The following is a 12120-nucleotide window of genomic DNA, read 5'->3' as shown; positions in this document are numbered from 1 at the left end:
CGATTCGAAGAAACGGCATCCTGCTCCAGCGGCTTACACCACGTGATCCGGCGCCAGCGCGCAGGCGCAGGCGGGGTCGGTCTCGACCTGCAGCGTGGCATGATCGATGGCGAATTTGGTTTTCAACTGTCGCGCGATCTCGATCAGCGCGCCGTCGCCGGGTGGCCCCGCCGGAATCACCAGATGGCAGGTTAGCGCCACTTCGGTGGTGCTCATCGGCCAGATGTGCAGGTCGTGGACCTGGCTGACGCCGTCGCAGCGCTCGAGAAAGCCGCGCACCGCGGCCGGATCGATGCCGCGCGGCACCGCGGCCAGCGACATCGCCACGCTGTCGCGCAGCAAGCCCCAGGTGCCCCAGAAGATCGCCGCGCTGATCAGCAGGCTGGTGACCGCGTCGAGCCAGCTCCAGCCGGTCAGCAGGATCAACAGCCCGGCGATCACCACGCCGGCCGACACCGCGGCGTCGGCCAGCATGTGCAGATAGGCGCCGCGGATGTTGAGGTCGCCCTTGCGCCCGGAGGCGAACAGCCAGGCGGTGGCGCCGTTGATGGCGATGCCGAGGCCGGCCACCACCATCACGGTAATTTCGGCGACCGGCTGCGGGTCGAACAGCCGCAGGATCGCCTGCCAGCCGATCGCGCCGACCGCCACCAGCAGGAAGGCGGCGTTGAACAGCGCCGCCAGGATCGAGGAGCCACGCAGTCCATAGGTATAACGCTGCGACGGCGGCCGCTTCGACAGCACCGCCGCCGACCACGCCACCAAGAGCCCCAGCACGTCGGACAGATTGTGGCCGGCGTCGGCGACCAGCGCCATCGAATTGCTGGCATAGCCGAATGCCGCCTCGCCGATCACGAAGCCGGTGTTGAGCACGATGCCGATCGCAAAGGCGGTCCCGAAATCGGTCGGCGCATGGCTGTGGCCGGCATGGCCATGGCCCGCGGCGTGGGAAACGCCGTGATCATGCGGATGATCATGAGCATGATCATGGCCTTCGTGGTGGTGGGGAGGGTGGCTCATCGGTGCTGCCATGGGTCGTCGCGATGCTGCGATGGAGCCGAGATAAGAACATCCGCGAGGGAATACTATCACGCATGCCTCGCACGCAGCACGGCTCGGCTGGTGCTGTTCGCCTTTCGACCAAACGCTGCTGGTTATGAATCGCGCTTCACAACTCCAGCAATTGCCCTGAAATCCTCGATGCTGCGGTGCAATGTGCAGCGCGGATGTGACTGCACCTTCGTCTAAAAAGGTGAACCTGCATTCGCATATTGTGATTTCGCCGTTGCGCGGATTGTTTCCTGTTCGTAAATAGACCGTGTTCAAGCCGCGCCCCGGCCGGGGCTGTCCGCTTCCCGCAAACCGTAAGCAGCCGATGACCGCCAGGATCGAACGTCCGCTTTCGCCGCATATGCAAGCTTATCGCTGGAGCCTAACGATGGCGTTGTCCATCGTGCACCGGCTTACCGGCATCACCCTTTATTTCGGCACGCTGCTGTTGGCCTGGTGGCTGATCGCAGTGGCGGCGGGGCCCGCCGCCTACGCCAATGTGCAGGCCTTTACCGGCAGCTGGATCGGCCGGCTGATGCTGTTCGTCTACACCTGGGCGCTGATGCATCATCTGCTGAGCGGCGTGCGGCATTTCATCTGGGATCTCGGCTACGGCTTCAGTTCCGCGGAGCGGGAATCACTGACCTGGGCGGCCTTGATCGGCGGCGTGGTGATCACCGTGCTGCTGTGGATCGTTGCCTTCACGCTCGGAGGCGCACGATGAGCGTCGAGGAATCCCACGGCAACGCGCCGCGCCCCGCCAAGACCATGCGCACCCCGCTTGGCAAGGTGCGCAAATTCGGCCCCGCCGGTTCCGGCACCAGCGATTTCTGGCAGCAGCGCATCACCGGGGTGGCGATGACGCTATTGATCCTGCCGGTGGTGGTGGTGATCATGATGCTGCTCGGCCGCAACCAGGCCGGCGCCGCGCAGATCATCGGCTCGCCGATGATCGCGCTGATCCTGATCCTGTTCATCATCTCCAGCGCCGTGCACATGAAGATCGGCATGCAGGTGGTGATCGAGGACTACGTGCAGAACGAAAAGCTGAAGCTGGTCACCATCATGGCCAACAATTTCTTCTCGATCGCGGTGGCGCTGGCCGCGATCTTCGCGATCTTCAAACTATCATCCGGAGTGTAACGCATGGCCGCGAACGGCAACGGCGCGCCGGCCATCAACGGCCACGCCTACCCCATTGAAGACCACAGCTACGACGTCGTCGTGGTGGGCGCCGGCGGCGCCGGACTGCGCGCCGTGGTCGGCTGCAGCGAGGCTGGGCTGCGCACCGCCTGCATCACCAAGGTGTTTCCGACCCGCTCGCACACCGTGGCGGCGCAGGGCGGCATCTCGGCCGCGCTCGGCAACATGCACAAGGATGACTGGCGCTGGCACATGTACGATACCGTCAAGGGATCGGACTGGCTCGGCGACCAGGATTCCATCGAATACATGGTGCGCAACGCGCCGCAGGCGGTCTACGAGCTCGAACATTGGGGTGTGCCGTTCTCGCGCACCGACGACGGCAAGATCTACCAGCGGCCGTTCGGCGGCATGACGCTGGACTACGGCAAGGGCCAGGCGCAGCGCACCTGCGCCGCCGCCGACCGCACCGGCCACGCCATGCTGCACACAATGTACGGCCAGGCGCTGCGCCACGCCGCGGAATTCTATATCGAGTTCTTCGCCATCGACCTGATCATGGACGATCAGGGTGTCTGCCGCGGCGTCATCGCGCTGAAGCTCGACGACGGCACGCTGCACCGTTTCAAGGCGCAGACCACGATTCTGGCCACCGGCGGCTACGGCCGCGCCTATGCGTCCTGTACCTCGGCGCATACCTGCACCGGCGACGGCGGCGGCATGGCGCTGCGCGCCGGCGTGCCGCTGCAGGACATGGAGTTCGTCCAGTTCCACCCGACCGGGATCTACGGCTCCGGCTGTCTGGTCACTGAAGGCGCCCGCGGCGAGGGCGGCTATCTGGTCAATTCCGAAGGCGAGCGCTTCATGGAGCGCTACGCGCCCTCCGCCAAGGATCTGGCCTCGCGCGACGTGGTGTCGCGGGCGATGACCATCGAGATCCGCGAAGGCCGCGGCGTCGGCAAGAAGAAAGACCACATCTATCTGCACCTCGATCATCTCGATCCCAAGGTGCTGCACGAACGGCTGCCGGGCATCTCGGAATCGGCGCGGATCTTCGCCGGCGTCGACGTCACCCGCGAGCCGATCCCGATGATCCCGACCGTGCACTACAACATGGGCGGCATCCCGACAAATTATCACGGCGAGGTGGTCACCAAGAAGGACGGCGACGACAACGCCGTGGTGCACGGCTTGATGGCGCTCGGCGAGGCGGCTTGCGTCTCGGTGCACGGCGCCAACCGGCTCGGCTCCAATTCGCTGATTGACCTCGTGGTGTTCGGTCGCGCTGCGGCATTGCGCTGCGCCGAGAAGCTGACCCCGAACGGCAAGCAGCCGGAATTGCCGGCGGATTCTGCCGAGCAGTCGCTGAGCCGGCTCGACCGCTATCGCAATGCCGCGGGCGGCACCCCGACCGCGCGGTTGCGCGAAAAGATGCAGCACGTGATGCAGAACAATTGCGCCGTGTTCCGCACCGGCGAGGTGCTGCAGGAAGGCCAGGGCCTGATCCACAACGTGCACAGCGGCATCGATGACATCCACGTCAGCGACCGCTCGCTGATCTGGAATTCCGACCTGATCGAGACCTTGGAATTCGACAATCTGATCGTGCAGGCGGTGGTGACGATGGACTCCGCCGCCAACCGCACCGAGAGCCGCGGCGCCCATGCCCGCGAGGACTTCTCGGCGCGCGACGACAAGAACTGGATGAAGCACACTTTGGCGTGGATGGACCACAGCGGCGAAACCACGATCGATTACCGCCCGGTGCACGACTACACCATGACCAACGACGTGCAGTACATCCCGCCGAAGGCGCGGGTGTACTGAGCGACAGCAGCGACACAGCCCGTCAGTCCGGGGCGCGAGCCTGCGAGCGAGCCGGGACTCCATAACCACGACGGGGACGATGGATTCCGGATCTGCGCCCTGTCGGCGACGCCGACCGGGCCGCATTTCGGAATGACGAAAGGTGAGACAAATGGTTGAATTCGCGCTTCCGAAAAATTCCAAGGTCACCAGCGGCAAGACCTGGCCGAAGCCGGAAGGCGCGACCGAAACCCGCGAGTTCAAGGTGTATCGCTGGAATCCCGACGACACCAAGAACCCCAGCGTCGACACCTATCACGTCAACACCCACGACTGCGGTCCGATGGTGCTGGACGGCCTGATCTGGATCAAGAACAACATCGATCCGACGCTGACCTTCCGCCGCTCCTGCCGCGAGGGCGTCTGCGGCTCCTGCGCGATGAACATCGACGGCGAGAACACGCTGGCCTGTACCAAGGCGATGGACGACGTCAAGGAAACGGCGGTCAAGATCAACCCGCTGCCGCACCAGCCGGTGGTCAAGGATCTGGTGCCCGACCTGACCAATTTCTACGCGCAATACGCATCGATCGAGCCGTGGCTGCAGACCATCACGCCGACGCCGCAGAAGGAATGGCGGCAGAGCCATGAGGATCGCTCCAAGCTGGACGGGCTATACGAATGCATCCTGTGCGCCTGCTGTTCGACCTCGTGTCCGAGCTATTGGTGGAATTCCGACCGCTTCCTCGGCCCCGCCGCGCTGTTGCAGGCCACCCGCTGGGTCAAGGATAGCCGCGACGAAGCCACCGGCGAGCGGCTCGACAATCTCGAGGATCCGTTCCGGATCTACCGCTGCCACACCATCATGAATTGCGCCAAGGCCTGCCCGAAGGGACTGAACCCCTCGGAAGCCATCGCCAATCTGAAGCTGAAGCTGGTCGAACGGCAGATCTAAGCTGCGGCCTTCGGCCGCGCCGCCAGGGATTTCAACGCGTCGTCCCTGCGCATGCAGCGACCCATACGGCGCGGAGTCGCGTTTTGCGCTGTGGCTGAGGACGTTCTTCCCACATGTAAGCCAGGGGTTATGGGTCGCTGCGTGCGCAGGGACGACACCTGCGGGGTAGCCTCGCGAACGCCGCCACGCTGTGCGCGCTGCATCATCATACGCCCTGCCGCCAGCAATAAGTGCGCGTTAGCTTATTCCCAATTCGCCGCCCTCCCGGAACATCGCCGCGTCACTCCCGTTATCGATCGAAACCTTTCAGGGAGATCGCACGATGGCGGCCGAGTCCAATTCCGATGACGTGACCCACGCCTGGGAGTTGATGAAGAAGATCACCTTCGCGATGCTGGCCACCAGGGATGGCGACAAGATCCGCTCGCGGCCGATGGGCGCTTTTGTCGAGCCGGATAACACCATCTATTTTCTCACCGACCTGCGTCGCCACAAGGACGAGGAGATCGCGCGCGATCACCACGTCAATCTCGCCTTCGCCGATACCAGCGGCCAAAAATACGTCTCGGTCGTCGGCACCGCGGTGGTGTCGAACGATCGTGCCAAGATCAAAGAGCTGTTCACCACCGCCGCCAAAGCGTGGTGGGACAGCGCCGAGGACCCCAACATTCGCGTGCTGAAGGTGACGCCACAGGAGGCCGAATATTGGGATTCACCGGGCACGCTGGTCAGTTACGTGAAAATGGCGGTGGCGGCCGTCACCGGCGGCCGGCCGGATCTCGGCGATAACCGTAAGGTCGCGATCTGATGCCAAATCTCATGGCACCCGAACCGCAGGAAGTCCCGGACACCCCGCCGATCGATGTGCCGCCGGAAATTCCACCGAGCACGCCCGGCACTCCGACGGAGCCGCCGTTCGAGGATCCGCCCGGCAATCCGATGCCCGACGTGCCGCCGCCGATGCGCGATCCCGGCGAGCCGCCGCAGCCCATCGAATTGCCGGGCCAGCAGCCGGAGGAATTTCCGACGCGCGGACCGGACGGTCCGATCGCACCGAATCCCGCCACCGACGATGCGCCAGGCGCGCAGCCCGACGTGGGGCCGGGTTCGCCCGCCCCACCACCAACCATGTAGTTGCGGCCGGTCGAAACGGCCGACCTGAACCGACGATGAATTGCTCCGCGCGCCGCGCTCGCGCGGGCGAAGATATCAAAGGATATAATGAGTCGATTGATTTCCCGTCGCCACATTCCGGCCCCACCGTTATCAGTTGATCGTGCGGCGCCGATTTGCCGGCGACGGATTCGCTTGCCGCCGAAATAGCTTTGAGGACCTCTCCATCATGATCAGACTTCGCGTCGCGCTGCTTGCCACCACCGCCCTGACCTTGGGCCAATTCGCAGCGCTGCCGTCGCACGCGCAAACCGCGCCGCAGCTGATGGCGCAGGCGCCGGCCGGCGAGGTCGGGCCGGACGGCAAGCCGGTGGCGAAGCAGCCGCCGAAGGGCCCGCCGCAACGCCCAGGTGGTCCGGGGGCTCCTGGTCCCGGGGCTCCGCCCGCCGCCGCTCCGCCGCATGCGCCTCCCCCCGCCGCGGCTCCGCCGCATGCAGAACCGCCGGCCCGGCCCGCCCCTCCGCCGGCCGCCGCGCCTGCGCGTCCGGCCCCGCCGCCGGTAGCTCCGCCGCCGCGTACAGAACCGCCGGCGCGAACCGCGCCGCCGCCGGCCACGACCCCTCCGGCTGCCGCGCCGCGTCCCGCGCCGCCCGTCGCGGCCCCTCCGGAAGCGCCGCGCCATCTGGCGCCGCCGCCGGCCGCCGCGCCGCCGCCCGCCGCAGCTCCGCAACGTCCGACCCCGCCGCCCGCAGCGGTCGCGCCGCAGCGCCCCCCCGCTCCGACCCAGCCGGCGCAGCCTTCGGCGCCGACCGCAGCGCCGCCGGCCGCGGTTGCCCCGCCGCCCGGCGCGGCGCCCGCACAACGCACGCCGGGTACTGCCCCGGGCGGCCCCGGCGAACGCCGCGGCCCGCCATCCGCTCCCGCGGCCGGCGCCCCGGGTGCAGCGCCTGCGCCGACCACTGCGCCGACCCCGGCTCCGGGACCCGGCGGCGCGGCCGTGCCGCCGCCCGCGGCGGCTCCGGCCCCTGCGGCCGGTGCTCCGCCGAACAATCTCGGCGCCCCGCAGCGCGGCGCCGGGGGCCCACCTCCGGCCCCGACCGTGACCGCGCCGATCCCGCCGGCGCCGGCGCCCGCGCAAGCTCTGGCGCCGATCGCGCCCGGCGCGGCACCGCCCGGTCCGCGCAACATGGGAGACTTCCGCAATGAGCGCCGCGAGGTTCAGGAGGGCGGCCGCACCGTCATCACCGAACCGGGCCGCGTCATCGTCCGCGATCCCGGCGGGCAGTCGTTCATCCGCCACAACGAGGTCGACCGCTTCCGCTACGGCGCGCGCGACATCCAGGTGCAGCGGGTCGGCGATGAAGACCGCACCATCGTGATCCGTCCCGATGGCTCGCAGATCATCACCGTCAACGGCCGCGACGGCCAGTTGCTGCGCCGGATTCGCCGCGACCGCGACGGTCGCGAGATCATCATCATCGACAACTCGTATCGCGACCCGCGCGACCGCGGCAGCTTTTATGTCGACCTGCCGCCGCCGGTGTTGCGGATTCCGCAGAACCGCTACATCGTCGATTACGAGGACGCCTCGCCGGAATTGATCTACGACACGCTGGAAGCCCCGCCGGTGGAGCGGATCGAGCGACGCTACTCGCTCGACGAAATCCGCTACAGCGCCGGCGTGCGGCAACGGATGCCGAGCATCGACCTCGACACCATCAACTTCGAGCTCGGCTCCTGGGACATCCCGCCGGACCAGGCCTCGAAGCTGCAGGTGATCGCCGACGGCCTCAACAGGGCGATCGCGCGCAACCCGCGCGAGGTGTTCCTGATCGAGGGCCATACCGACGCGGTCGGCAACGACACCGACAATCTATCGCTGTCGGATCGCCGCGCCGAATCCGCCGCGCAATTGCTGACCCAGCAATTCGGCGTGCCGGCGGAAAACCTCACCTCGCAGGGCTATGGCGAGCAGTATCTGAAGGTCCCGACGCAAGCCGCGGAACGCCAGAACCGCCGCGTCACGGTGCGCCGCATCACGCCGCTCCTGAACGGCGGCACCGCGTCGCTGCCGCCGCCGCCGCCCGGCGTCGCCCCGCCGCGCTGAGCCGCGGGACATCACGACAGCAAGAAACCCCGCTTGCGCGGGGTTTCTTTTTGCTCGCGCCTTGGCGTGGTTGCGATGTCGTCAGATCAGGCCGTGGTCGCGCAGATAAGCGACGATGCGCACGCAGCCGGCATCCGGAGAAAGCTCTATGAGCACGAGGTCGGACTGTTGCGCTGGCTCGGCGACGACGGTGAGGCTGCCGCGTTCGCTGGGCCGGCGATCAAGCTGTCGGGAAGGGCGCTTGCGCGGCTCGGGCGAGACGGTGATATCGATCGCGACCAAGGCGCCGGGCTCGAACAGCGCGCGCGGCGGCGCGCTCGCCGAGTTGGGCGGCGTCACCAGCACGGTCAGCCCGGCGGCAGCGAACAGTTTGGCGATTTCGGCGAGCCGGCGGATCGCCTCGGCCCGCGCTGCGTCGCCGGTGCCGAGATCGCGGTTGAGGCCGTGGCGCAGCGCCTCGGCGTCGAGCCAGGTGCACGGCCGGCCGAGGTCGCCGAGTTGCCGTTCGACCAGCCGGGCGATGGGCGACGCGGCATCGCCGCCCCCGTTCAGCCACAGCGTGTAGCCGCGCGGTTGCGTGCGGTAGGCCCGCGGCGCCGCGTCGACCGACGCGCCGACCGTGCCGGCGCAGCGCAGCGCCGCATCGATGACGCCGGCCGCCGCGGTGTTGTGGCTGAGCGGATCGATCAGGATGAAGCTGCCGAGCTCGCGATCGTCGCGATAGGTCTCGCACACCAAAGGCCGCTCCAGCCGCAGCTCGACCGCGCCGATCTCGTTAGTGTTGAGCGTGGTCGCGGCATGCTGCGCCATGCTGTCGATGGCGACGCGGTGCTGCAGCGCCGAGATCACCGCGCCGATGCAGGATCTTGCGCTCTTCAACAGATAGCGCCGGCCGGGCTGCAGCGCGGCGTCGTCGAACCACAGCAGATGCGCGGCGAGCCGGTCGGAGACGCGCGCTGCCTCGCCCGAACTCAAGACGTCGCCGCGGCTGACATCGACCTCGTCGGCAAAGAGCAGCGTCACCGATTGCCCGGCCACCGCGACGTCGCGTTCGCCAGCGGGCGTCAGAATCCGCGCGATGTGGCTGCGGCGGTTCGACGGTTGCACAATGATGGCGTCGCCGCGCGCCACCCGGCCCGAGGCGATGCGGCCGCAAAAGCCGCGAAACTCGGCGTTCGGCCGGTTGACCCATTGCACCGGCATGCGGAACGGACGCTCGCGGATCTCGCCGCCGACGTCCACCGCCTGCAGATGCTGCATGATGGTCGGGCCGCTGTACCACGGCATCCGCGCGCTCGGCGTGAAGATGTTGTCGCCGTCGGGCGCCACCACCGGCACGTAGCAGACATCGGTGATCCCGAGCTCGGTCGCAAGCGCGCGATATGCGTGGGTGATGGCGATGAACCGAGCGGCATCGAACCCGACCAGGTCCATCTTGTTGACCGCCAGCACGACGTGGCGGATGCCGAACAGGCCGACGATGTGGCTGTGCCGGCGGGTCTGATCGATCACGCCCTTGCGGGCGTCGATCAGCACCACCGCGAGGTCGGCGGTGGAGGCGCCGGTCGCCATGTTGCGGGTGTATTGCACGTGCCCCGGGGTGTCGGCGACCACGAAGCGGCGCTGCGGCGTGGCGAAGAAGCGATAGGCGACGTCGATAGTGATGCCCTGCGCGCGCTCCGCCTGCAGGCCGTCGACCAGTAGCGCGAAATCGAGGTCGTGGCCGGTGGCGCCAGCGCTCTTGCTCTCGGCGTGCAAGGCGCTGAGCTGATCGTCGAGCAGCAGCTTGGAATCATACAACAGCCGGCCGACCAGCGTGCTCTTGCCGTCGTCGACGCTGCCGCAGGTGATAAAGCGCAGCGTCGGCCGGTCGGGATGCTGCGCCGGGGCGGCCAGCGCGAGACGTTCGGGATGTTCGAGGCACAGCATCAGAAGTAGCCCTCCGCCTTCTTGCGCTCCATCGAGCCCGAGCTGTCGCGGTCGATCACGCGGCCCTGCCGCTCCGAGCTGCGCGAGGCCCGCATCTCGTCGACGATCGCTTCCAGCGTGGTGGCGGTGGACGGCATCGCGCCGGTCAACGGGTAGCAGCCCAGCGTGCGAAACCGCACCGAGCGAAGCTGCGGCAGTTCGCCGGGGCGCAGCTTCATGCGCGCGTCGTCGACCATGATCAGCGCGCCGTCGCGCTCCACCACCGGACGCAGCGCCGCGAAATACAACGGCACGATCGGAATCCGCTCGAACAGGATGTAGTCCCAGATGTCGCGCTCGGTCCAGTTCGACAGCGGAAACACCCGCATGCTTTCGCCGGGCGCAAGCAGCGTGTTGTACAGGCTCCACAGCTCGGGGCGCTGGTTCTTCGGGTCCCAGCGGTGCGCGGCGCTGCGATGCGAGAAGATCCGCTCCTTGGCGCGGGATTTCTCCTCGTCGCGCCGCGCGCCGCCGATCGCGGCGTCGAAGCCGTGGGCGTCCAGCGCCTGGCGCAGGCCCTGGGTCTTCATCACGTCGGTATGCAGCGCCGAGCCGTGGCTGAACGGGCCGATGCCCTGCGCGACGCCGTCAGGATTGACGTGGATCAGCAGCTCGAGCCCGAGTTCGCGCATCCGTTGATCGCGGAATTCGATCATTTCGCGAAACTTCCAGGTGGTGTCGACATGCAGCATCGGAAACGGCGGCTTGCCCGGCGCGAACGCCTTCATCGCCAGATGTAGCAGCACCGAAGAATCCTTGCCGATCGAATACAGCATCACCGGCTTGGAGAATTCCGCCGCCACCTCGCGCATGATCTCGATGCTTTCGGATTCCAGCCGCTGCAGATGCGAGGAGGGCATCGGCCGCGTCCAATCGCCGGCCAGGTCGGCGAGCTCAGGCACCAAGGTCGCGCGGCTTGCGTCCAACTCGTTGAGGGGGGCGGTCATGCGGGTTCATGGCGGCCGGCGACGTGGCTGAACAGCCGCGCCGCGGTCGCAGCGTCGAGGCCGAGGTCGCGGATGCAGGCCTCCACCGAGCCGCGATACACCGCGTTGACGCCGCAGCGCTCCAGCATGTCGCGCTGGTACTGGCTCAGCGTATCGGTGGCGCGCGGATGATAGCGGTAGGCGGTGTCGGCGCCGTGCAGCCCGGCGATGTTGTAGATCGACGGCTCGTCGCCGAAGGTGATGCGCGAGGCCTCCGAGCGCAATTGCCCGGTGTCGCGCCAGTCGGTGACCGCGGTCTCGCTGAAGCGGCCGCCGAGCCCGAGTCGATCGAACAGCGTGCGGATCGACTGCACGGCGTCCTTGCTGGCCTCATAGACATAGTGGATCACCGGCACGCCCTGCTGCCGCGCATAAGCTTCGATCCGGATCGCGTTCAATGCGGCGACCACGTAGTTCTGCAACAGCATGGCATCCGGCACGCAGCCGGCAAGCTTGTCGAGCGACGAGGCCAGCGAGCTCTTCGGCTCGCGGTCGAGCATGATCAGTTGCAGCCGGTCCGGCGGATAGCCGGCTTCGATCAACAGCCGCAGCGGATTGAACAGGCTCTCGGCGATCACATAGGGCCCGGCGGTCTCCTTGCTGAAGATCTGCGGTTCGTCGGCGGCGGTTGGAATCAGCCACGGCGTCGCGGGCTGGCCGACGAACAGATGGCGCAGCATCATCTTCAGCGGCTGGTAGTAGGACGGCATGCCGGTGACGCCGAACAGATTGGTCAGGGCGGTGGAGCCGACCCGGCATTTGCCCCAGGCAAGATAATGCATCGGAAAGTCGCTGGCCGCGCGGCCGGCAAAGCCTGCGGCGAGGCATTCGGTCATCTCGCGCATCAACACGTCGAGCCTGACGCGGCGGGTCTGGTATTTGCCGTCGGGCTCCAGCAGAAGGCTGTCCAGCGCGGGGTCTTGGCGGCGCACGAGGCCGGCCAGCCGAGGCAAGTCGGGCGTGACGGGGTGGGGCATTTTGCTACTCTTTAC

General features: G+C 67.4%; 11 protein-coding genes. 7 read left to right on the top strand and 4 right to left on the bottom strand.

Translation table 11 applies throughout. The features are described 5' to 3' along the window. Positions 1-33: 33 nt before the first annotated feature. A complete protein-coding gene (locus VGC77_RS00260; RefSeq protein ID WP_331169572.1) occupies positions 34-1020 on the bottom strand; it encodes a cation diffusion facilitator family transporter in 987 nt (328 codons plus the stop codon). 355 nt (positions 1021-1375) lie between these two features. On the opposite strand from VGC77_RS00260, the gene sdhC reads away from it, so the two are divergent. From sdhC to VGC77_RS00225, 7 genes are all read left to right on the top strand, one after another. Then, a complete protein-coding gene (gene sdhC / locus VGC77_RS00255) occupies positions 1376-1774 on the top strand; it encodes a succinate dehydrogenase, cytochrome b556 subunit (protein ID WP_331169571.1) in 399 nt (132 codons plus the stop codon). Then, positions 1771-2193 (top strand): succinate dehydrogenase, hydrophobic membrane anchor protein, encoded by a 423-nt coding sequence (sdhD, locus tag VGC77_RS00250; protein ID WP_331169570.1) that lies wholly within the window; start codon positions 1771-1773, stop codon positions 2191-2193. Before sdhC ends, sdhD begins: the two co-directional genes overlap by 4 nt. 3 nt (positions 2194-2196) lie before the next feature. Continuing rightward, complete coding sequence (gene sdhA / locus VGC77_RS00245) at positions 2197-4020, top strand: succinate dehydrogenase flavoprotein subunit (protein WP_331169569.1); 1824 nt, start codon at positions 2197-2199, stop codon at positions 4018-4020. Between the two features lie 151 nt (positions 4021-4171). Next, positions 4172-4954 (top strand): succinate dehydrogenase iron-sulfur subunit, encoded by a 783-nt coding sequence (locus tag VGC77_RS00240; RefSeq protein ID WP_331169568.1) that lies wholly within the window; start codon positions 4172-4174, stop codon positions 4952-4954. A 322-nt stretch (positions 4955-5276) separates the two neighbouring features. Next, entirely contained in the window at positions 5277-5762 is a 486-nt protein-coding gene (locus tag VGC77_RS00235) for a pyridoxamine 5'-phosphate oxidase family protein (RefSeq protein ID WP_331169567.1), read from the top strand. A gap of 11 nt (positions 5763-5773) precedes the next feature. Continuing rightward, complete coding sequence (locus VGC77_RS00230; protein WP_331169566.1) at positions 5774-6088, top strand: hypothetical protein; 315 nt, start codon at positions 5774-5776, stop codon at positions 6086-6088. A gap of 208 nt (positions 6089-6296) precedes the next feature. Beyond that, positions 6297-8174 carry an OmpA family protein gene (locus VGC77_RS00225; RefSeq protein WP_331169565.1) on the top strand — a complete coding sequence of 626 codons (1878 nt, stop codon included), beginning with the start codon at positions 6297-6299 and terminating at the stop codon, positions 8172-8174. Positions 8175-8255: 81 nt separating this feature from the next. On the opposite strand, the gene VGC77_RS00220 is transcribed toward VGC77_RS00225, so the two are convergent. Genes VGC77_RS00220 through VGC77_RS00210 form a run of 3 tightly spaced genes read right to left on the bottom strand, consistent with a single transcriptional unit; the run spans position 8256 to position 12105 of the window. Then, positions 8256-10103, bottom strand: a complete 1848-nt coding sequence (locus VGC77_RS00220; RefSeq protein ID WP_331169564.1) for a bifunctional sulfate adenylyltransferase subunit 1/adenylylsulfate kinase — start codon at positions 10101-10103, stop codon at positions 8256-8258. After that, positions 10103-11089: a sulfate adenylyltransferase subunit CysD gene (gene cysD, locus VGC77_RS00215; RefSeq protein WP_331169563.1), complete on the bottom strand. Its 987-nt coding sequence runs from the start codon at positions 11087-11089 to the stop codon at positions 10103-10105. Before cysD ends, VGC77_RS00220 begins: the two co-directional genes overlap by 1 nt. Next, positions 11086-12105: a sulfotransferase family protein gene (locus VGC77_RS00210; protein WP_331169562.1), complete on the bottom strand. Its 1020-nt coding sequence runs from the start codon at positions 12103-12105 to the stop codon at positions 11086-11088. The genes cysD and VGC77_RS00210 overlap by 4 nt, the downstream gene beginning before the upstream one ends. Between the last annotated feature and the right edge of the window lie 15 nt (positions 12106-12120).

It is taken from the genome of Rhodopseudomonas sp., from assembly GCF_036404135.1.
GTDB lineage: Bacteria > Pseudomonadota > Alphaproteobacteria > Rhizobiales > Xanthobacteraceae > Rhodopseudomonas_A.
The sequence above is the reverse complement of the archived record's forward strand: the minus strand, read 5'-3'. Positions and strand labels throughout refer to the sequence as shown.

Coding starts and splice junctions, on each gene's coding strand:
- sdhA (WP_331169569.1), top strand. CDS start 2,197: ATGGCCGCGAACGGCAACGGCGCGCCGGCCATCAACGGCCACGCCTAC.
- sdhC (WP_331169571.1), top strand. CDS start 1,376: ATGACCGCCAGGATCGAACGTCCGCTTTCGCCGCATATGCAAGCTTAT.
- VGC77_RS00235 (WP_331169567.1), top strand. CDS start 5,277: ATGGCGGCCGAGTCCAATTCCGATGACGTGACCCACGCCTGGGAGTTG.
- sdhD (WP_331169570.1), top strand. CDS start 1,771: ATGAGCGTCGAGGAATCCCACGGCAACGCGCCGCGCCCCGCCAAGACC.
- VGC77_RS00210 (WP_331169562.1), bottom strand. CDS start 12,105: ATGCCCCACCCCGTCACGCCCGACTTGCCTCGGCTGGCCGGCCTCGTG.
- VGC77_RS00220 (WP_331169564.1), bottom strand. CDS start 10,103: ATGCTGTGCCTCGAACATCCCGAACGTCTCGCGCTGGCCGCCCCGGCG.
- VGC77_RS00230 (WP_331169566.1), top strand. CDS start 5,774: ATGGCACCCGAACCGCAGGAAGTCCCGGACACCCCGCCGATCGATGTG.
- cysD (WP_331169563.1), bottom strand. CDS start 11,089: ATGACCGCCCCCCTCAACGAGTTGGACGCAAGCCGCGCGACCTTGGTG.
- VGC77_RS00225 (WP_331169565.1), top strand. CDS start 6,297: ATGATCAGACTTCGCGTCGCGCTGCTTGCCACCACCGCCCTGACCTTG.
- VGC77_RS00260 (WP_331169572.1), bottom strand. CDS start 1,020: ATGAGCCACCCTCCCCACCACCACGAAGGCCATGATCATGCTCATGAT.
- VGC77_RS00240 (WP_331169568.1), top strand. CDS start 4,172: ATGGTTGAATTCGCGCTTCCGAAAAATTCCAAGGTCACCAGCGGCAAG.